A 20,397-nucleotide genomic window follows, 5' to 3' on the forward strand; every position below is an offset into this window, starting at 1 on the left:
CTATTTTCAAATCATTGGATGACTACATCCGCCCTATCCTTCGGCGATTCCGTTTCTAAGTAATAATCCTCTGCCTTCCAATACCTATTCTCAAACTTTGAAAGGTTTTTCTGCGTTTCCACACTCTCGCGTAGAAACCTTGTCTCTCTTGCACAATCCAAATACACCATATAATGAAAGAAATCTCTCCATTCTTTTCGCTGAAGAAATACTCCTTCAATTACAATTACACCTACAATAGGGATCTGTACTTTTTTCATTTCACATATATCTGTTTCTTCATGATAGAAAGGTAATTTCAATTTCGTTTCATGTTGTAGCTTTTGAAAAAATTCCTGCCGGAGCCATTCAATGTCCCATTGTAAATGGTAATACTCATGCCATTCTTCATGGTTTGTATGATAGCGTCTATTACGCTCCACTATATGATCATCAATATGAAAAATATGAAACGGAATACTTTCTTGTTTCATATTTTCCTTTAAGTTTGTTGCGAATGTCGTTTTTCCGGAACGACTTAAACCATCTATACCTAAAATGAATCTGTTTTCTTTATGTTTTTTCATAACATTTATAATTTCAGCCGTGTGCATTACTTCTTCCACTCTTCTTTTAATAACGAGTATAAAATGGTATCATGAGCGACTCCATTTTGAATCATATGTTTTCGAAGTAATCCTTCTTCTTGAAAACCTGCTTTTTTTAACAACTTTTGAGAAGCTTTATTTTCTACATATACAACAGCAGCAATTCTAATTAGTTGCAATGTTTCAAACCCGTAAACTAAAATCGCCTGTAACGCTTCAGATGCATATCCTTGTCCCCAATATGTATCGTCTAATTCATAACCAATTTCAGCACGTTTATGATGATTGTTAATTAAATGAAATCCGCACGTTCCAATTAATTGCCCTGTCCCTTTTTTCTCTATTCCCCAGCGAAATACACTTCCCTCTTCATAACGATTTTTAAACGTTTGAATAGTCGTTTTCGCTTGCTCAATATTTTCGAAAGAATCCATTCCGAAATAACGTATAACAGATTCTTTTGAAAAATAATGAAACATCATTTCTGCATCTAACAATGTAAGTTCTCTTAATTGTAAACGTTCTGTTTCTAGTTTCGGAAACCCCATCTCTTTTTCTCCTTCTATTCTAATGAACTGCAAATTTCAATATAATTCCCATCTGGATCAGCAATGTAGGCAATTGTTTGTCCCCACGGTTTCACAATTGGCTCCACTAAAACTTTAATACCTTGCTCTCTAAATTGTTCGATTGTTTCTTGTACATGATCAACAACGAATCCCAATTCAAAATGAGAAGATTGTAACTCGCCTTCTGTAAGTGGTAGTCCTGTTAATTCTTTCACATCTTGCCTCGTGTTCATCGCTAAAATTGTAGAACCAGTATTAAACTCAATATATGTACCATGCTCTGCTTTTATAGGTAACTGTAAAATATCTTTATAAAATCTTAAACATTCTTCAAACTTTTCTACATATAAAATGATGTACTTCATTTTTAAATTCATTTTACATCCTCCTTTATATCCATCCCTAAAATTTCGACAAATGTCTCATAAAAACCTTGTTTCGTATAGCAACGAGCAAAAAAAAATGAGGCCGATTTCTCGGCCCCCCAGCTTATTGGCATAAAACAGGAGATTTGGTTTGGACATAACCAGTTCGTACTTTTATTATATTTTATTTTTTCTGAATTTTAAATACTTTAGACACCCATTTATATTGAGAAAGTTTTTTTGCTTGCATAAAATTAATGAGTTTAAGAAATGCTACAAATGGAGGTGTATACATATGGAACCAATGCTATGTCCAAGCTGTAAAACGAACCGTACTCGCTTTAATATTCTTGAGCAACAAGTAAAACCAGTCAAGTTAAATCCACAAACTGGTCAAGTAGAAGAAGAATACACAAACGAAACGATGAATGCTTTTCATATGTCCTATCAAGGACCAACATACAGAGTCCAATGCGCTGTATGCGGACTTGTTGAAAACCCGGAGCAATTTATTAAACCTGCGCAAAATCAATCTTTTTCTTAAATAATTTTATTACCCCCTACCAATTTTTTGTAGGGGGTTTATCGATTTAATATGTTAATCAAAAAATGTTTTTCTTCCTTATTATAAGTTACACCCAAACCTCTTTAGTCATCTTTTATTTTTTTGATCTTCGATATGAATCATTTTTTCTTCATTTATTATTTTTGGGTTGGGTTCTTCGTAACTGTTAATTTTGTGCCTTTATATAGATTTTTATTATATAAAAAAGAGTGAACAAAAATACGATTATATAGAAACAAAAGAAGTTGATTCCGATATTCTTCTCTCTTTACAAAATCAACTTCTTTTTAACTCTACTTTTTATTATAATATTTCACTTTTTAATTTCTTAATTTTCCAAGAGAGTCTTATAAAGAAGTATATCCACATACAACCTGTAAGACCTGTCATAACTTTCGCCCAAATTGGCACTCTTGATTCCATCGGGCTTAAAAATAAGTTATACATTGATGGTAATATACTTGCTGATATAATAACAAGGAATAGCAATAACTCATTTAGCTTTTGTACCCTCGTCTCCTTTTCTGAGTATATATCAGGTAATTCATTTACCTCTTCTACCTCTTTACAAAAATAATTCCATCTTGTGAAACTTGTTACACGTTCCCAACCTGACATTTCATATATTTCGAAATACTCTTGTTGTTGTTCTTTCGAATCTCTATAAACTAATCTAAAATCAGCTTTGTATATTACATCTTTTGGCTCAGTTTTCTTAAACGTATACATTAAATTATATTTTTGTAATGCCCAACCTTGCTGATGCATCTTTCGTAAAAAAGCTTCTTCTTTTTCTAAATTCCATGCCGTAAAAAACTTAAATACCCTTTTAGTCTCCATCTTCCATTCACTCCCCTAAAATACTATTCCCATTCCTTACAGATCTCTGCAACCTGTTATACTCTAGCTCTAATACTTCTTTACCAAGTGGCGTTAACTCATAGCACTTCTTTCTATCTGTAGAGGCCACTTCAACTATTAACTTCTCTTTTAGTAACTTCGTCGTATTCCCATATAAAGTACCTGGACCGAGCTTTACTTCTCCATTTGTCATCTCTTCTACCATTTGCATAATTCCGTAACCATGCATTGGTTTCACTAGTGATAACAATATGTAATATGTCGCCTCTGTTAACGGAATATATTTTTTCGCTTTCGCATTCATTATAACCACCTCCGATACATCGCTTACTGATATATCGACTAACGATACATCGTATATCGATATTGTATAACTACATTCCAAAATATGCAAGTATAATTTAATAACTGGATATTCATTTCTTTGAATTAAAAAATCATATCAATTTTCTGAATAATTTGTTAAAATATAGAAATATCCGCTTATATTTTGAAAGGAATGATACATATGATAAATAAATTGAAAGAAAACATAGGATCGGTTTTTGTCGGTAAAGAAAATGTTATAGATTTATTACTCGTTTCATTGCTTGCTGATGGACATGTACTGCTTGAGGATGTGCCTGGTACGGGGAAAACGTTACTTGCGAAAACACTTTCTAAAAGTATTGGTGGTAATTTTTCTCGCGTCCAATTTACACCGGATGTACTACCGAGTGATGTAACAGGTATTGAATATTTCAATCCAAAAACGAGTGAATTCGAGTTAAGACTTGGGCCAGTCATGACCAATATTTTGCTTGCCGATGAAATTAACCGCGCTATGCCTAGAACACAGTCTAGTTTATTAGAATCGATGGAAGAACGACAAGTAACGCTTGAAAAGCAATCTACTCCTCTTCCGAAACCGTTCTTTGTTATTGCGACGCAAAATCCAATTGAATCACAAGGAACTTTCCCTCTTCCAGATGCACAGCTTGATCGCTTTTTAATGACGATTTCAATTGGTTATCCGTCTCCAGAGGATGAACTACAAATGATGCGACGTTTTCGTAGCGATGTACCACTAGAAAGTGTCACATCTGTTATTTCTTTAGATGATATTTTAGAAGCACAGAAACGAGTAAAAGAAATTTTCGTATCAGAACCGTTAGAACATTACATTATTAAACTTGCTCACGCTACAAGAAATCATGATTACATCGCTAACGGTGTAAGCCCGCGTGCCACATTAGCTTTAGTACGCGCAGTTCAAGCACTAGCCTTTTTACGCGACAGAGAATATTGCACGCCAGAAGATATACAATTTTTAGTTCCTTCTGTTTGGAATCACCGTATCGTCTTATCAATGGAAGGTGCATTACGTACGACAAAAAATGAAATTATGCAAAGGATTTTAAAAGAGGTTGACGTACCAGTGGAGATTGAACAAACATGAATGGACAGCGCGTTGTAACTGTACCTTTATTTTTCCAACTCCATATTATTCAACTAACTGTCCCAGGCGCTATACTATTTACATTTTTTATGCCACAACGAATCATTATGTTTCTCTTTTTCTTCTATTATTTATTTGCGATTTTCATTTATAAATATGTCGCTTACATAGAGAAAACATTTGAAGTCGTAAATGAGAAACAAACTACTCGGCTTTTTCCTAATGAATCTGGGCAGTTTTTTATTCATTTAAAAAATGGAGCAAATATACCGCTCGTTAACGGTGTTTGTTATTTTCATTTAAATCCGTCACTACTACCACAAAAAGATCAAGGAATTGAACAAATATCAAAAACACTATTCTCTTTCCCGTTTTCACAATCTGCTCATTCGGCGCAAAAGTGGGATTTAACATTAACCGCAACGAAACGTGGTGTGTTTCAAATTGAACAGTTCGAATGTGTCTTGAAAGATCCTTTTCATCTTTTAACTGTACATTTGCCCATTTTTGATAAATTGAGGACTGAAATTATTGTGTACCCTTCTCCTAAAGAAGTAGCAGGCTTACAAGAACTACAGCAACTTTTAACTGGATCTTATCGAACGAATTTTTCTTTTTACAATGATGAAACATCTATTATCGGTGTTAAACGATATGAACGTGAGTCTTTCCGTTCTATTCATTGGAAAGCATCTGCTAAAATGCAAGAATTACAGGCGAAGCAATATGAACCTGTAAAAAATTATAGTTGGACGATTTGTCTTTCATTAGCTGCTGATCGCGGGTTTGGTTGGAAAGATAATATAGAAGACCTTATTTCATTTGCAACATACATTTGTCAATACGCAACGAAGCATCAAATACCGTTTGAACTATTTATTAGTGTATTAGCTGAAGGTGGTCCTCTGCACTTACCATTAAACGAAGGGCAAACACATTACGGAATATCTTTAGAGGAATTAGCGCGTATTTCAGATGATAGTACGTTACTTCCGAAACAAGGATTTCTTCATTATGTAACGAGAAAAAGAGAACGATCGTCTACAATGATATACATTGGTTTACAGAGAAATGAACTCCCTCTTCTCTCTCAGCCTACGTTTCTCATTAATAACGAAGGGATGGTGGAAAAGCTTGAAAACTTGGCTTTATCACGTTAATGACTTTATTCTGCTGCTCCTCCTTTCGTTATTAACGGAAAGAGATGAACTCATCGGCATTGCTATATTTTTAGCAACAGGCTATATTGGAGTATTTCTTATCCATAAACTAATGAAGAAAAAAACAACAGGTTTTGTCATACTGTTAATTACTCAAATAATCGGTTGTTCTCTCTTTCTCTCTTTCTCTCTATTTGGCACAATAATGTTACCGCTTTTCTTCTTTATCGTACATGTAATCGGACCAGGATATCCAGTTCAAAAATCATTAGGCGGTATTGTTTGGTTTAGTATTTCAGCCGTATTTTATGCGCCCTTTCCACCTTTGTGGAAACTGTTACTGTTAGTTATACACATAATGATTACATTTTGGTTAACCGGGGCAAATCGTAATCAGCAGTTATTACGTTTCGCGTCTCTTATTACGATTGGAATAATTAGTGCTTTCCTCATTCCTATTTTCCCATACATTCGGCTTCTTTTTTCTTATACCGTACAAGTAGTTGCTTTAGGATTTGGATACGCCATTAATCCGTTATTTTCGGCAGCTGAATCAAAAGAAACAGACGATTTTTGGTCGAATAAAGGAAATTTAAAAGATCCTCAAATTAAGGATGAATTTGGACATCGTTCTTTTGATCCAACCCTTATAAATAGTATTACAATATTAGTTTGTACAGTCATCGCTTTTTACGTCGTTTGGAAAATAATAAAAAAACGAAAACAATTAAGTTTACCAAATATCTCTGCCTTCGAATCTACTATTATCACTGATAAAGAAGGAATGAGTTTAAAACATTTTAAACGAAACAAACCGCCACATAATGAAATTCGAAAAGAAATTTTTAAACTGGAGAGTAAATTAACTCCTCCTTTAAATAGAAAAAGAGGAGAAACTGTTGAAGCATGGTTAGAAAGAATAAATAGTGAAGAAGATGTAAATATTCAGAGTCATATTATTGTAAATGCTTATAATACAGTACGTTATTCAAATAGTGAGGATATGATGCTACTTCAGGAATTTAAGGAAGAGATTCATAAGCTTTATTTGTATCAGAAGAATTTGAAGAAAAGAAAGAAATAACATAACAAAAAAAGACTCCTATTTTCATAGGAGTCTTTTTATACTTCTACGTTACTTTTTAAATTGAAGCATTTTTCCCTGCTTCAATTTCTAACGACTCTTCATGCCACCAAAGTGTTTCTTCAGGGTCTTCTTTTGCAATCTGGTGTGCTTCTTTTTTCGATTCTACTGTAGGATATGAACCTTTTAGTGCACGTCCTGAAGTTGTAACGAATAATACACTAAATACGACTAATCCAATAATACTTACACCTGCTAAATAAAATGCCGGTGCAAGCGGGTTACCGGTTGCATGAACTAAGTATGAACATACGAGCGGTGTTGTTCCACCGAATATCGATACAGAAATATTAAATGAGATCGAAAGCGCTCGATAACGTACATCGGTGAAAAATAGTGATGGTAATAATGAAGGTAATGTTCCTTCATATACACTTAGGAAGAATCCTAATACGAAAATACCTGCAAATATAGCTGCAATATGTCCGTTACCTATTAGTAAAAATGCTGGAATTGCAAATACTGTTAAACCAAGTAAACCAATTTGCACGACGCGTTTATTACCAATTTTATCACTTAATTTACCGAAATAAAGTGCTAGCGGAATCATAAGTGCCATCGTAATAGAAATAATTAATAAGCCAGTTGTTTCTTTGACTTTAAGTACTTGAGTTAGATAAGAAGGAATATACGAAAGAATCATGTAATTCGTAATATTAAAGAAGGCGACAATTATTGTGCTTAATAAGAAGTCTTTTTTGTGATATTTTAATATATCCATAAATGAAAATTGTTCGTTGTCTTCAGATTCCTCTTGTGCTTTTTCCATCTCTTCAAAGATGGGAGATTCATCTAAATGACGGCGTAAATATAAACCGACCAAACCAATTGGTGCAGCTATTAAGAAAGGAATACGCCAGCCCCAGCTGAGCATTTGCTCATCTGTTAACAATAACGTCAAAATGGTAACAATTACCGATGCAGCAATGTAACCTGAGAGTGTTCCAATTTCAAGACCACTACCGAGTATACCACGCTTTTTATCTGGAGAAGATTCTGCGATATAAACCATTGCTCCTGAATATTCGCCGCCTGTAGAGAAGCCTTGAATCATTCGGGCAACTAAAAGTAGTATTGGTGCCCATACACCAATTTGTTCATAGGTTGGTAGTAATGCGATGAATAATGTAGAAAGTGCCATTAAAATAATAGTAGTACTTAACACGATTTTTCGGCCGTACTTATCTCCTATTCTACCAAAGAATACACCTCCGATTGGTCGAACGAGAAAGGCCACTGCAAAAGTAGCAAATGTAAGTACAAGTTGCAATCCACTATTATCAACACCTGAGAAGAATAATTGACTTAAGATAACCGCTAAATACGCGTATAATCCGAAGTCAAACCACTCCATTGCATTCCCTATACCAGTAGCAACTACTGCTTTCCTGGCTTGTTTAGGATTGACAATATTAACGTCTTGAGGTTCAAAATTTAAATCATTATTTTGTTGCATATAATAAATCAGCTCCTTTTTTAATTTAACTTCTTTAAGCACACCTTCTCTTATTGAATAAAATTAATTCGAAGCACTTAAGGAAAATCAACGTCTCCTTGTCTGTTATTATTATTTCACATAATTAATTATTTGTCCAATTAAATGCTCTTTTTGTATAAATTTACACCCTATTTAACTTTTTATAAAATGAAGTTTAGGCTATATAATATATACCTTTACACTACAAATGAACCTTTCATTTATTTATATTTATAACGTTTCTATAATTGCTTCCTATAACTTAGAAACCAGTAACTTTTACTAAAGATTTGCATATATTTAAAAAGTGAACTCATTAGCTCGAATTCTGTTTTATTACATTCAACTATAATATTATTATAGTTTTAAAGGAGGCTATTTTATGTTGGAAATAATACTTTCACTTACTACTGTTTCTTTTCTCTTAATTATTTCTGGATTTTTCATTACCTTAAAACAATATAAAGAAATTAAAAATATAAAGACTATATTAACTACAAAAGAAGAAAATGAGAAAACTCCATCCGAAAACTCCATCCCTCTGCAATTAGACCTTAGCGTTCTCAATAATTTACTCGCTTCTGGAATAAATAAAGGTTCTAATACAAGTAAAGAAAATTATGAGTCTAATAAAACTAAATGATTGTTATGCTTATAACAAAAAGAAAATGTATCTCCTCTTTTATCTAATCTTATTAACAACTACCTCTGATTAAAAAGGAGACTGCTTATGTGTAAAAATCCAATTTCTATTATTATCCCCATACAACATAAAATAAAAAATTTACCTAAAATTTTGAAAGCATGTGAACAACTACAACCTTTTGAAATTATCCTTACTATTATTAGTAGTGTCGATGATTCTATTGATATTGCGCGATCTTACAATTGTGAAATTATTACACTAAAAGAGCCGATAGAATCTACTAATTGTTATGTAATTGGTGCAAAAAAAGCAAAGGGAGAGTACCTCTTATTTTTAGATGAAAATTACATTATTCACGCCTCCTCACTTATACAATTTCTTCAACCGTTACTAAATGGATTTGCTGACGTCGTATTAAATAATTTAGATGATTTTTTTTATCAAAAACAACAGCCAAATTTAGCAATGATTTGGCAGCAAGTTACGAATCATTTTTTTCATCGTCCAGATTTAAATGTTAACTCCTTATTATTTCCTCCCTATGCAATGACAAAAGAAGTACTTGAGGTAATTACTTCAGATAGTTTATCAAATCCAATATTGGCACAAATGAAAATTATTGAACATAAATTTCGGATTTGCGATCAATTAAAAATTTCTATCCCTCAAGTTCCCTCTTTTCCTTCAACTCAACTCATTCATTATCATCTTGCAGCCATTGCAAATTGGATCAATCTAGTGCGAGATCAAAGAGGAAACTATACCGATTGTAATCGAAATCGTGATATTATTTTAGGGCTTCAAAACGGTGAACCAAAATACATCCCAAAAATAATTACAGGTAAAGAGTTTTATTCAAATACTTATGGAGATAAGCAATTATCAGTTATTATCCCTGTTCAAAATGAAGAAAAAACGATAGAATCTGTCATTTTTGAGGTACAGAAATTAAAACCTTTTGAAATTATCGTTATTGTTAATGGATCAACAGATAAAACAGAGGCATTGGCGAAGGGTTGCGGTGCAACAGTTATAAGTTACGAAGAAGCACTTGGAAATGATACGGGACGTGCTGTCGGTGCCTTTTTTGCAAAAGGTGAAATACTATTATTTGTAGATGGAGATTTCTTAATTTCTAGTTATGATTTATTACCATTTGTACAATCTATTCAAAATGGCACGGACTTAGCTTTAAATAAACTAGAGTACTACTATATGTATCGTCTACCGTATTCTATCGTCACCGCATGTAAATATGCTATCAACTTAGCATGTAATCGGAAAGATTTAGGTATGGGATCCACAATTGCTGTCCCTCATGCTTTTAGTCGAAAATGCATTCATACAATTGGGTTTGATTCACTTCTTTCACCAACCTTAAGTCAAGTTAAAACAATTTTAGCAGGCTTTCATGTACAAAATGTCCATTCTGTCGACGTTGATAAATTGAATCGTGTTCGACCTGAAAAACACTTCTCTGAGGAAAGTTCCCTTTCATTAGCAACACAACAAATCATTGGCGATCATATAGAAGCAATTTCTTACCTCATCGAACAAAAAAGAGGTAAAGAGTGCTTTTAATTATACATCCTACCTACTAAATAATATATTATCTCATTTTTAATATATGACAGAATAAAAAAGATGGGTTGTAACCATCTTTTTTATTTTTACATTAGATCAAAAGAAAAGTAGCAGGCAGGCTTTTCATTTCTGTATCTTTCTTAAGAAGTTTGAAAAGAGAGGCTTGTTAATGCAGAGTCAACACTTAAATCATCTTTTAGTGCAATTGAGAAACATGCAACTAATGGTAAAGTAATAACAATTGATCCACTAGGACTAATTACAATTGTAGGACTTGTCCCACATGTGCCCCCACAATCCACTTCTGCATCAATTCCACTACCAGGGGTAATTGTAATTTTAAGACACACATCTAAACAAACATTATTCGTAGTACATGCCATAACTCTCCCTCCTTTCTCTTAACAATATATGCAGTTTATCGAATTTAGACACGACTCTCCTACTAAATTTTATAAATCAGCTGCTATTTTCTTATCAGTTTTATATATGTTTAATTTATTATTAAACTAGATAAATTAATTAATAAATTCAGATCATCTTTTACTGAAATAGAAATACATGCGGTAAATGGTATGACATTAAAATTAGATGAAAATTCATAATTGCACCTTAGAGATATTTCTGCCCCAACATTTGGATAGACCTTAATTTCTAAATACATATTAAAACACCTTTTATTGATGTAAGAAAAGGTATTCCCTCCTTACTTGCATCTGATATTAAGTTATATAGAACTTATCGTTACTTCTTTATTTATTTTTTACTTGATATACTTAAAATAAGTTAAAATAAAAAAATAAAAACCTCTTCATGTATTTTAAGAAGTTTTTACTTTTCACTTACACCTGAACCAAAATGGTAACTTTTTTAAATTTTGTTTTCATTCCAATACTCAACTTATACTCTATCCGTTGCTATTCCACGCCTATTAATAATAGTAGCTTCCAAATTAAAATAAATCTTTAAAATCCCTATTCTTAAGTAAATAAGAAAGCCCTTCTACATGATCGCCGGTAATTCTCAATACAGCTGGTGGATGTCCTACTGTTGCAAAGTGCTCATTTGGACGAATACGATTTGGTTTCATTACATCTACAAAATGGACACATTCGACTTTATACCCTTCTAATATTGCCTTTACTTGCGCAACACACGCTGTGTGAAGAGTGTCCCAGCCAATTCCCTCTAAACATTTTCTACTAATAGCATGGGGAACAGCAATTGTAGATCCCACTCCTAAATCTTTACGGTTACAAGCAATATTCAACATATATTTATATAAATTTACAATATATAGGGGAAATCTAAGATTTAAATTTAAATCGTTTAAAGCTATATCAACACCATCCGTAACAGCCTGTGTTAACGGATGAAGATCTTTTGCTGGAATAGCAAAATCAGCATCAATAAAGAGAAGTATATCCCCTGTGGCTTCTTGTGCACCAATTGCCCGTCCTACATCATGCCCTAATGCTTCTTGATAAACAATTACGGTTGCCCCTAATTGCTTAGCAATTACTTCTGTCCGATCTGTTGACCCATTAATGACAACAATTATTTCTTTCGGTTCAACTTTTCTTGCCTCAAGAATAACTTCTTTAATCGTCGCTTCTTCATTTTGTGCTGGTATAATAATTGATAACTGTTTCCCATTATAAATCGATGAATTCATACCCCATCCTTTATGAAAACTTGAATAATTCTTTTGTTTTTTTAGTTGCTCTATAATTTCTCTTTTTCTTCCTCCATCTGTATAGTTACCTCTAGCATTTTTTCGTTGTAACCAACTTTCCAAAGCTTTTATGTTCTCTTTAATCTCACATACTTGTAATTTAGTTAATTGATTTTTATAGAAAGAGGTTTTGTTTGCGGTTATATTATTCAAAGAGGTGTTAGTGATGGCTGACGAGGATTGTAGTCGCCACCCTTTCTCAATAAGGGTGATTTGGGAAAGAACTGGATTTTGCAAGGTGTCATATTCAATGTCTTCAATTGCTTTTTTAGTCATAGCATATGGCATAGATAACATCGAATCATATTTTAAATCCATACGCCCCAATACATCATTTACTATTTTTCTATACACCATAGCAATACTTGGCCATTCTACTCTCACCTTTTCAAAACATACGGAGTCTATGTTATTCAAGATTACATCCTGTTCCTTTTTCAGTAGTGGTTCTATAAATCGTTCTAATTCTACCGAAAAAATAACATCTTCTCCATTTAAAAATAAAATTACATCTCCATTAGCGATTTTCGCCCCATGAACTGGTACTTTCCATTTATTTTTCTCTTCAATAACAACAACGTTACTCTCAACAAATGTAGGTATGGATTGTATCGCACTCATTCTATCATCAGCTACAATGATAATTTCTAATGGTTTTATATGGTGCAATTTGTTTAAAATTTGATTCAATTTCGATTTTTCTTCTCCTAAAACTATAACGACTGACAGTGCCACTTCTTTTTGTTCTTTTTTTACAGTCTGATTAGGCTTTACTTTTTTTATATATTCAATTGTTTCACTCTTACCTACAGCTGCATGCCCTGCTTTTTTATCGAAATATAAGTCTATTACAATTTGATTTACTTCTGTATCTTTATCCAGTTGTTCTAATTCAAAAATGAATGGTATTAAATGATTTTGCACATCAAATTCACACGCGAAATTTTGCAAAAAATAAATATTCGGTACATATTTAATGTGATTAAAAAATTTCACAACATTAATTCTTTCGCCAAATTTCTCCTCAACTTCTTCTCTTGATAAACCTGGATAAGACAAATCGAAAACTAGATTTATTGGTACAGGTATCCATTTTAATAAATTTGTTTGAGGATTATTAATTAAAACTGTGGAGCCCTTAACGAATCCAGCTAAAATTAAAGACATAAACCCTCCCCCGGAACTGCCATAAAACAACACATTTTTCGAATCAATATTTAACTTTGTAAATAATATTTCTAAAATATTTGCTATATCTTGTAAGTAAAATCTATCTAACTCCCCTTGTCCCCAACCTAAAGATAATTTTCCAAGATATAATGTAGGATCATTATAATATATAACAGTATCTTCAAACTCTTCCATCCAAGAATGTCTATGAAAAATAGGTGGACCAATTGGCTGTTCTTGAAATCCACCTGCTCCGGATCCAAAAACAATAGTGTTAGAAGCACCCGGCTTAATACGAATTAAAAATTCATACGTTACTTTACCCCAATCAACCTTGAGTATAAATGGTTCTGTAGTTTGAAAATCCATTTGCCATAATTCTTCATATGAAATGTTAATTTTTTTGTATTGGTCTAACAGTTTAATCACCCTTTCCATCTATTTCAAGGTGTTCTATTAAGTAAGAGAGAGCTTCAACGTGATCACCAATTATTCTTAATACCGCTGGAGGATGTCCATTATGACTTACATTCTCCATTAAACGAATTCTATTCGGTTTTACAACATCAACGTAATGTACACATTCTACTCTATACCCTTGTAATATAGCTTTTACTTGTGCAAGACTAGGGCATAGTAAACTTTCCCAGCCTATTGCATCTAAACATGATCTACTCATAGCATGTGGAATCGCTACTAATGAGCCATTACTTAATTCTGGACGATTATATGCTAAATTAAGCATATACTTTACGACGTCTACAACATAAAACGGAGGATTTAACATCGGATTCAAATCATTTAATGCTATGTCTACACCAGCTGAAACTGCTTTTGTAAAGTGATGCAAATTACTTCCTGAAACACTAAAATCACCATCAATAAATAAAAGAATATCTCCTGTAGCTTCAAGCGCTCCAATAGCACGTCCAACATTATGACCAAGTCGTTCGTTATATTCAATAATAGTAGCACCAAGTCTTTTAGCAATATTGGCCGTTTGATCTGTTGAACCATTTACAACGACAATTATTTCTAGCGGTTCTATTTTTCTTGCCTCAAGTATTACTTGTTCTATAGTCTCTTCTTCATTTTGCACTGGTATAATGACAGATAGTTGTTTCCCGTCATAAATTGAAGAATGCATTCCCCAACCTCGATGATACGAAGGATACTGCTTGCTTTCACCTAATCTTTGAATAATATCTCTTCTTTTTCCTGCATCAGTAAACCCTACTCTTCTTCCCTTTTTCTCTATCCATTTAGAAATACCGATTAAATATTTTTCCACTTTCCCTTTTTCATTTTCTGATAATTCTTTTTTAAATAAATACCCTTCTTCTTCTAACATTTCATCTTCAGATAACGTTTTTATTGCATATTGATCGTTAATCCGCCAGCCTTGATTCACTATGTTCATATGAGCTAGAACGATATCTTTTATATAATCAAAGCCGATATTTACCACTACTTCTTTCGTAAGTGCATATGGTAATGAAAATATTGAATTGCTTTTTAAATCTGGTCGACATAAAATTTCATTTAACATTTTTCTCCAAACAATATCCATATTTGGACATTTACCAACTTCTATAAATTTATCTATTTTGTTTAATACTACATCAGCCTGATTTGTAATGACTGGCTCAATAAAATTCTTCATTTCATTTGAAGATAATAAAGAATTACTATCTACAAATAACAATACATCTCCTTTTGCTGCCTTTACAGAAGCTTCATACCCATCATAATACGTACTATATTTATCCATCAAAACAATATGGCATTTATGTTTCTTTGCTATTTCATACAAATTACTTCTATCGTTAGGAACTAAAATTATAATTTCAAGAGGATTTAGCTTCCATATAGATTGAATTGATTCTTCTAATATTTGCGCTCTTTCACTATACAAAATAATAACCGTTAACGATTTCACTACACTCCCCCTTTGCACATCATGTGACATAAAATATTAATACCATTTCCTATGAATTTGCTACTTTATTAACATATTCAAGAATGAATTATACTGTGTAAAAACAACCGTCTATTTTTGAAAATATAAGTTCTACACTCGCTTCCTTCCTCTTATCATTGTGTGTTACAACAATCCCCATTTAAAAACAAAAAAAGCCCTAATTTCTTTAGGACTCTTTTAAACTAATTTATCAATATTATTAATTTTACATACTACCTTTTTCCATGTTATACCGCGATCTTTTGTATTAAATATTTCTTTTTTATTACACGCCCAACCTTTACGCCGATTAAAAAAATGCAAACAAAATACATTTTTTAACAATGGATTACTTGATACTTTGATCCATTTTGATTCTTTTTTTATTATTTGATACACACTTCCATTTTCACTATTTATAACCCAGCCATAATAGGAACTAAAAAACGAAACAGCCACTTTACTAGTATTTATTGTTTTATTTGAAATATGCCACGAATTCCCCTTATCAAATGAGTAATTCATTAAAAATTTGTCATCATTCATTTTAGTTGGTATTACTAATAGGTTATTTTTATAGATTGCTTTATAAGCCATAGCAGTCCCAGTATTAATTCCTTCAAGACTTGGAATATCTTTTATAGCTTGCCAACTTTCCCCACCATTTATTGTTTTAAATACCGTTGATGTTTCATATTGTTTTTGTAATGAAATAAATCCGACTAAATCGTTTATAAATGTTATCCCTGAAATACTATCACTAATACTTATATTTTTTATTACTTTCCAAGCTTTCCCTTTCATTTTCAAATAGTATAAATTATGTTCAAATTTATTTGATGCAAGCTTTCTAGATAATACAATCCATATACTATCCATATTCGTAGCATGCAATTGCACTTGAACATCAGTCGATTTCTCCCAATCTTCTTCAACCGGTAAAATAAACTCACTCCATCTTTCCCCTCTATTAACTGTATAAAATATAGCTGGTAATAAATTGTCATTCGTTTTTGTTAAACCATATGCCCAAGAGCTTCGAGCATTTATTGGATATACAAATAATACAATTGAATTTAGAGGATTAACAACATCCCATTCTACTCCTCCGTTTCGAGTATATAAAATGGCTTGCTTTTTATTTGCATATTGAATACCAGCCCAACCATATTTATCCGTTCTCATTTGTAAAGAAGTAAATTGAATATCATTATTTTCCAATATATCACCTCATTCTTATTTTATATATATTCGTATGCTATTATTTTCAAAACGTTCTATCACTCGTTGTTAGTACCACTCGTTTTATCTACTATCTTTATATTTACTTTCTCTTTTCTTCAACAGTAAAATATCATTCAATCATGTATCAAATATAATGAAATTCCTTCTATTTTTTTCGTTATCATTTACCAACAACTGTATTTTACAAAATTCAACTATAAAAAATGCACCCCAATTGTAAAACTATTTTTAACAATTAGAGTGCGCTTTATATAAAATTTAGCTTTTAACTTTTAAGCACTTACTACAGCAGCAACTTTATCCATACAAGAAATAAATTGAGTAATAAATGCATCAATTTCTTCTTTTTTAATTATATATGGAGGAAGTAAACGGATGATGTTCCCTTGTGTAACATCAACTAACATCCCTTTCTCCATTAGCTCTACCTGTAATTTCTTTACATTTTCATTCGTATCATTCAAACTAATTCCAAACATCATACCAGCATGGCGTACTTCCTGAATATAATAAGAATTTTCTTTCTGAATTTCTTGCAATTTATCATTTAGATAGTGTGACGTTTCATACGCTTCTTGCATTAAACCATCGTCAATCAATGTGTTTAATACCGTTAACCCTAAAGCCGTTCCCATTGAAGAATGAGCAAACGTTGTGCCGTGATCTCCTGGTGCAAATACATCACATAACTTTTCACCTACAATAATTCCGCCAAGCGGTATCCCGCCTCCTGCTCCCTTACCAATTTGAATAATATCCGGAGTAATATTGAAATTTTGATAAGCAAATAGTTTACCAGTTCTCCCCATACCACTTTGAACTTCATCAACGATAAGAATGACATTATATTTTTCACATAAGTTTTGAACACCATGTAAATATTCACTTGATAAAGGATATATCCCCCCGCTTCCTAACACTGGCTCTAGCATAATCGCAATTGGATTTTCTTTAACGATTGTTTCTTCTAATTGCTCTATATTCTCGCGCTCTACTTCATATACAGGAATCGATGTTTTAGGGAAATTTTGATATACACTTTCTTGTCTCGTGAAATGAAGTGCCCCTAACGTCCGCCCGTGGAAACTATTCTTCAGCACTACGATTCCTTCACGTTCTTCATGCGTATTAGCTCTATATTTATCAATTAATTTCAACGTTGTTTCTGTCGCTTCCGTACCAGAGTTTGTAAAAAAGACTTTTCCGTTTTTTAAAGAACAATCAACTAATTTCTTTGCATATTCAATCGCAACTGGATTTAAAAAATGAAATGGAAGATGCAATGATTTCGTAACTTGTTCCATTGTCGTTTGCACGATTTTCGGATGGTTATACCCTAATACGTTCACTCCGACACCAGAAAATAAGTCTACATACTCTTTACCATCCACATCATAAAGCTTGCACCCTTCTCCTCTTTCTATCGCAACCTTCGTACGACAGTAAGTAGGCATCATATATTCTTTATCTAATTGAAACCAATCCGACATTTTAAATTCCTCCTAGTTATTTTCCCTGTTTATTTCTGTTCATTCTCTATAAAGTCATGTATAAATTCATTTTTAAGATTGAAATTTTAATTGTTATTTTCTTCCCGATATTCATTTTTCCATAATTTCTTCTATTTCAACAGGTCCACTACATACACGTTTTTTTCATCTAGCGGTCTGTTACTAGTTTGGACTTTGCGTGTCATACATAATCAAGGCTATGAAATCATATTTAGTAACAATGGACAAAAAAGATTTGGAGGCTATATAGATGGATGAAAACTATGATAAACAGGGGCAATCTTTACTAGGGAATGACTTTAATGAAAATAGAGAACGTACTGAACAAGCTATACTTCACTCACAAACAGTTGGTTCACGTGGACCTGTTCTAAAGCAAGATAGTGTACTTCACGAGACGCTACAAGAATTTATTCACGAAAAAATTTTAGAAAGACCTGTTCATGTAAAAGGATTTGGTGCGTTCGGTTATTTTCAAACGATCTATCCAATGTCTGAACATACTAAACTACGTTTTTTACAACATTCTAATGCGAGAGTTCCTGTTATGGTGCGATTTTCATTAGCCGTTAGTACGAAAGGAACACCTGACACTTCTAGAAATGTACGCGGTTTTTCTACAAAGTTTTATACAGAAGAAGGCATTTTCGATCTTTTATGTAATCACATCCCTGTCTTTTCCGTTCGTGATCCGATGCGTTTCCCTGAAACGATTCAAGCGTTGTTACCTTCACCTATAAATAACTTAATAGACCCGAATAGATTTTGGAGCTTTGTCGCTAGAGCGCCTGAATCCATTCATTTCGTTGTCCATTTATATTCTGATGCTGGTACGGCCAAAAGTCTTCGCCACATCCCAGGACATAGTGTTAATACATATGTATGGAGAAATGCAGAAGGTAATCGAAAGTATGTAAAGTATCATTGGTACCCCTTTGAAGGTGTACAATACATTACTAGTGAGGAAGCGAATAAACTAGCTGCTGAAAACCCTGATTATAGCGGGAAAGATTTATATGATGCAATTGCAAATGGTAAACCAGTAGAATACGGTTTATATGTCCAGCTCATGGATCCGAAAGATGAAGCACATCTTTCTTATGACCCTTTAGATGATACAAAAGTATGGGATGAAAAGAAGTATCCTCTTATACCAGTAGGCAAAATGGTATTAAATAAAAATCCTGAAAATTATATGGAGCAAGTAGAAAAAGTCGCCTTCTCCCCTTCTAATTTACTAGACGGTGCAGAACTATCAGATGATAAAATGCTGCAAGGGCGTGCTAACATTTACAGTGATTCTCAAAGAAGAAGAATTGGTTCCGAATTTCGCAAATTGGCGATTAACAAACAGCAAAATTGGACACCTGCTAATCAAATAACGAGCGGTGACGGAAGATACGTTGAAGGTAAACTTGAAAGAACTTCTATTACGAAACAGGATGACTTTACGCAGCCTACTGAATTTTATACGAAGTTAAAACCTATAGAAAAAGAACATCTTGCTAAAAACTTAGCTAGTGATTTGAAAGTTATCTCTGATGATATTAGAAAGGTCGTTTTAGGATATTTTCATAAAGTGTCTGCCGAGTTGGTAAAGAGGATTGAAAGTGCGCTGCAAAAGCTTTAAGTATATAAAAAAACGTCATTTTAAAAATAAATAATGACGTTTTTTTATGGCGAAATTACTAGTAATTTCTACCGCTTCATTTACAATTATTAATGAATTTTTTCGCACCCAAAATTAAGTTATTTCATTTTACATTATGGTACTCATTTCTCTTTTTCAAATAATCTTTTTCACATTTTAACGGCTTGAATTTCACTTTTTTCCCTTTCTTCTTTTTCGTTTCTATAACGATCCATTCCCCTTTTTCAACATCTAGGTTTAAGTGTTTCATTACATTGATATTATCTTTTTCTTTATAAAGTAAAAATGCTTCTTGCGCACTCACAAATAAACTAGGCTGCTCACTAAATCCACCACTATCATAAATTTTAGTTAGCGAATTATAATAAGAGTCATTTTCCTTTCCACCATACATCAAATGGGCAGCCTCCAGATCTCTTTTACTTACTTCCCAAAAACTATGTTCATCAATATTTAAATTAAATGTGGATTTAATGTCACTTATTATATTTTTCACATGCTTGTCATCTCGAATTTTCCTTTTTTCAAGACAATCAGAAGATAGCTCTGGTGCATCTGTTTGAGAATGTACAACTTGTTGAATAGATACACATAATATAAATACACTTAAAATATACAATATTTTTTTCATACTTACGTTTCACCTCAAGTAATTTAGATACTATATTATTTGAGGCTCACAATATTCTTATGCTAACAATGTGAAAGGCCCTATAAATTGGACTTTTA

Annotated in this window: 19 protein-coding genes; 7 read left to right on the plus strand and 12 right to left on the minus strand. The window is 32.6% G+C overall.

Annotated elements, in window-relative coordinates; translation table 11 throughout:
- Nucleotides 1-11 precede the first annotated feature (11 nt).
- The 3 genes from DN392_RS29760 to DN392_RS29770 are packed head-to-tail and all read right to left on the minus strand — an operon-like array spanning nt 12 to nt 1,533.
- The gene (locus DN392_RS29760) at nt 12-593 is read right to left on the minus strand and encodes a kinase (protein WP_000556580.1); all 582 of its coding nucleotides are present in this window, start codon (nt 591-593) and stop codon (nt 12-14) included.
- The gene (locus DN392_RS29765) at nt 593-1,135 is read right to left on the minus strand and encodes a GNAT family N-acetyltransferase (protein WP_000506655.1); all 543 of its coding nucleotides are present in this window, start codon (nt 1,133-1,135) and stop codon (nt 593-595) included. Before DN392_RS29765 ends, DN392_RS29760 begins: the two co-directional genes overlap by 1 nt.
- Nucleotides 1,136-1,149: 14 nt before the next feature.
- On the minus strand, nt 1,150-1,533 hold the full coding sequence (locus tag DN392_RS29770) for a VOC family protein (RefSeq protein ID WP_048560663.1): 384 nt from the start codon (nt 1,531-1,533) through the stop codon (nt 1,150-1,152).
- Between the two features lie 283 nt (nt 1,534-1,816).
- On the opposite strand from DN392_RS29770, the gene DN392_RS29775 reads away from it, so the two are divergent.
- Nucleotides 1,817-2,065 carry a hypothetical protein gene (locus DN392_RS29775; protein WP_048547666.1) on the plus strand — a complete coding sequence of 83 codons (249 nt, stop codon included), beginning with the start codon at nt 1,817-1,819 and terminating at the stop codon, nt 2,063-2,065.
- A gap of 324 nt (nt 2,066-2,389) precedes the next feature.
- Here the strand turns inward: DN392_RS29775 and DN392_RS29780 are convergent, their stop codons facing one another.
- Together DN392_RS29780 and DN392_RS29785 are read right to left on the minus strand one after the other, a co-directional pair.
- Nucleotides 2,390-2,926 carry a DUF2812 domain-containing protein gene (locus DN392_RS29780; RefSeq protein ID WP_064057067.1) on the minus strand — a complete coding sequence of 179 codons (537 nt, stop codon included), beginning with the start codon at nt 2,924-2,926 and terminating at the stop codon, nt 2,390-2,392.
- A gap of 7 nt (nt 2,927-2,933) precedes the next feature.
- Nucleotides 2,934-3,251, minus strand: coding sequence for a PadR family transcriptional regulator (locus DN392_RS29785; protein WP_064057066.1), 318 nt, complete (start codon nt 3,249-3,251; stop codon nt 2,934-2,936).
- A 204-nt stretch (nt 3,252-3,455) separates the two neighbouring features.
- Here DN392_RS29785 and DN392_RS29790 point away from each other — a divergent pair, with 204 nt between their 5' ends.
- The 3 genes from DN392_RS29790 to DN392_RS29800 are packed head-to-tail and all read left to right on the plus strand — an operon-like array spanning nt 3,456 to nt 6,629.
- Nucleotides 3,456-4,385 (plus strand): AAA family ATPase, encoded by a 930-nt coding sequence (locus DN392_RS29790; RefSeq protein ID WP_048560660.1) that lies wholly within the window; start codon nt 3,456-3,458, stop codon nt 4,383-4,385.
- Complete coding sequence (locus DN392_RS29795; protein ID WP_064449481.1) at nt 4,382-5,545, plus strand: DUF58 domain-containing protein; 1,164 nt, start codon at nt 4,382-4,384, stop codon at nt 5,543-5,545. The genes DN392_RS29790 and DN392_RS29795 overlap by 4 nt, the downstream gene beginning before the upstream one ends.
- On the plus strand, nt 5,520-6,629 hold the full coding sequence (locus tag DN392_RS29800) for a DUF4018 domain-containing protein (protein WP_064449482.1): 1,110 nt from the start codon (nt 5,520-5,522) through the stop codon (nt 6,627-6,629). The genes DN392_RS29795 and DN392_RS29800 overlap by 26 nt, the downstream gene beginning before the upstream one ends.
- A gap of 58 nt (nt 6,630-6,687) precedes the next feature.
- Here the strand turns inward: DN392_RS29800 and DN392_RS29805 are convergent, their stop codons facing one another.
- Nucleotides 6,688-8,145 (minus strand): MFS transporter, encoded by a 1,458-nt coding sequence (locus tag DN392_RS29805; RefSeq protein WP_088321618.1) that lies wholly within the window; start codon nt 8,143-8,145, stop codon nt 6,688-6,690.
- Between the two features lie 403 nt (nt 8,146-8,548).
- Between DN392_RS29805 and DN392_RS29810 the strand changes: the two genes are divergently transcribed.
- Nucleotides 8,549-8,809 (plus strand): hypothetical protein, encoded by a 261-nt coding sequence (locus DN392_RS29810; protein ID WP_064449483.1) that lies wholly within the window; start codon nt 8,549-8,551, stop codon nt 8,807-8,809.
- An 87-nt stretch (nt 8,810-8,896) separates the two neighbouring features.
- Nucleotides 8,897-10,393 (plus strand): glycosyltransferase, encoded by a 1,497-nt coding sequence (locus DN392_RS29815; protein ID WP_061673305.1) that lies wholly within the window; start codon nt 8,897-8,899, stop codon nt 10,391-10,393.
- Nucleotides 10,394-10,536: 143 nt separating this feature from the next.
- Here the strand turns inward: DN392_RS29815 and DN392_RS29820 are convergent, their stop codons facing one another.
- The 5 genes from DN392_RS29820 to DN392_RS29840 form a co-directional block, all read right to left on the minus strand.
- Nucleotides 10,537-10,779 (minus strand): hypothetical protein, encoded by a 243-nt coding sequence (locus DN392_RS29820; protein WP_071742369.1) that lies wholly within the window; start codon nt 10,777-10,779, stop codon nt 10,537-10,539.
- 569 nt (nt 10,780-11,348) lie between these two features.
- Entirely contained in the window at nt 11,349-13,670 is a 2,322-nt protein-coding gene (locus DN392_RS29825; RefSeq protein WP_122974091.1) for a bifunctional glycosyltransferase/dipeptidyl aminopeptidase/acylaminoacyl peptidase, read from the minus strand.
- Between the two features lie 52 nt (nt 13,671-13,722).
- The gene (locus DN392_RS29830; protein ID WP_088321617.1) at nt 13,723-15,240 is read right to left on the minus strand and encodes a glycosyltransferase family 2 protein; all 1,518 of its coding nucleotides are present in this window, start codon (nt 15,238-15,240) and stop codon (nt 13,723-13,725) included.
- Between the two features lie 219 nt (nt 15,241-15,459).
- On the minus strand, nt 15,460-16,482 hold the full coding sequence (locus tag DN392_RS29835) for a hypothetical protein (RefSeq protein ID WP_048566156.1): 1,023 nt from the start codon (nt 16,480-16,482) through the stop codon (nt 15,460-15,462).
- 296 nt (nt 16,483-16,778) lie between these two features.
- Complete coding sequence (locus DN392_RS29840) at nt 16,779-17,996, minus strand: aspartate aminotransferase family protein (RefSeq protein WP_001286456.1); 1,218 nt, start codon at nt 17,994-17,996, stop codon at nt 16,779-16,781.
- A gap of 271 nt (nt 17,997-18,267) precedes the next feature.
- Between DN392_RS29840 and DN392_RS29845 the strand changes: the two genes are divergently transcribed.
- Complete coding sequence (locus DN392_RS29845; protein ID WP_048566154.1) at nt 18,268-19,647, plus strand: catalase; 1,380 nt, start codon at nt 18,268-18,270, stop codon at nt 19,645-19,647.
- A gap of 124 nt (nt 19,648-19,771) precedes the next feature.
- Here the strand turns inward: DN392_RS29845 and DN392_RS29850 are convergent, their stop codons facing one another.
- Complete coding sequence (locus DN392_RS29850; protein ID WP_000723225.1) at nt 19,772-20,299, minus strand: hypothetical protein; 528 nt, start codon at nt 20,297-20,299, stop codon at nt 19,772-19,774.
- Between the last annotated feature and the right edge of the window lie 98 nt (nt 20,300-20,397).

Source organism: Bacillus sp. BB51/4 (genome assembly GCF_008368845.1).
GTDB lineage: Bacteria > Bacillota > Bacilli > Bacillales > Bacillaceae_G > Bacillus_A > Bacillus_A wiedmannii.

What these genes read in the sequence shown, in the direction of transcription:
- DN392_RS29810 (WP_064449483.1), top strand. Translation starts at nt 8,549, where the DNA reads ATGTTGGAAATAATACTTTCACTTACTACTGTTTCTTTTCTCTTAATT.
- DN392_RS29795 (WP_064449481.1), top strand. Translation starts at nt 4,382, where the DNA reads ATGAATGGACAGCGCGTTGTAACTGTACCTTTATTTTTCCAACTCCAT.
- DN392_RS29805 (WP_088321618.1), bottom strand. Translation starts at nt 8,145, where the DNA reads ATGCAACAAAATAATGATTTAAATTTTGAACCTCAAGACGTTAATATT.
- DN392_RS29850 (WP_000723225.1), bottom strand. Translation starts at nt 20,299, where the DNA reads ATGAAAAAAATATTGTATATTTTAAGTGTATTTATATTATGTGTATCT.
- DN392_RS29760 (WP_000556580.1), bottom strand. Translation starts at nt 593, where the DNA reads ATGCACACGGCTGAAATTATAAATGTTATGAAAAAACATAAAGAAAAC.
- DN392_RS29845 (WP_048566154.1), top strand. Translation starts at nt 18,268, where the DNA reads ATGGATGAAAACTATGATAAACAGGGGCAATCTTTACTAGGGAATGAC.
- DN392_RS29840 (WP_001286456.1), bottom strand. Translation starts at nt 17,996, where the DNA reads ATGTCGGATTGGTTTCAATTAGATAAAGAATATATGATGCCTACTTAC.
- DN392_RS29790 (WP_048560660.1), top strand. Translation starts at nt 3,456, where the DNA reads ATGATAAATAAATTGAAAGAAAACATAGGATCGGTTTTTGTCGGTAAA.
- DN392_RS29825 (WP_122974091.1), bottom strand. Translation starts at nt 13,670, where the DNA reads ATGGATTTTCAAACTACAGAACCATTTATACTCAAGGTTGATTGGGGT.
- DN392_RS29775 (WP_048547666.1), top strand. Translation starts at nt 1,817, where the DNA reads ATGGAACCAATGCTATGTCCAAGCTGTAAAACGAACCGTACTCGCTTT.
- DN392_RS29770 (WP_048560663.1), bottom strand. Translation starts at nt 1,533, where the DNA reads ATGAATTTAAAAATGAAGTACATCATTTTATATGTAGAAAAGTTTGAA.
- DN392_RS29815 (WP_061673305.1), top strand. Translation starts at nt 8,897, where the DNA reads ATGTGTAAAAATCCAATTTCTATTATTATCCCCATACAACATAAAATA.
- DN392_RS29820 (WP_071742369.1), bottom strand. Translation starts at nt 10,779, where the DNA reads ATGGCATGTACTACGAATAATGTTTGTTTAGATGTGTGTCTTAAAATT.
- DN392_RS29765 (WP_000506655.1), bottom strand. Translation starts at nt 1,135, where the DNA reads ATGGGGTTTCCGAAACTAGAAACAGAACGTTTACAATTAAGAGAACTT.
- DN392_RS29785 (WP_064057066.1), bottom strand. Translation starts at nt 3,251, where the DNA reads ATGAATGCGAAAGCGAAAAAATATATTCCGTTAACAGAGGCGACATAT.
- DN392_RS29780 (WP_064057067.1), bottom strand. Translation starts at nt 2,926, where the DNA reads ATGGAGACTAAAAGGGTATTTAAGTTTTTTACGGCATGGAATTTAGAA.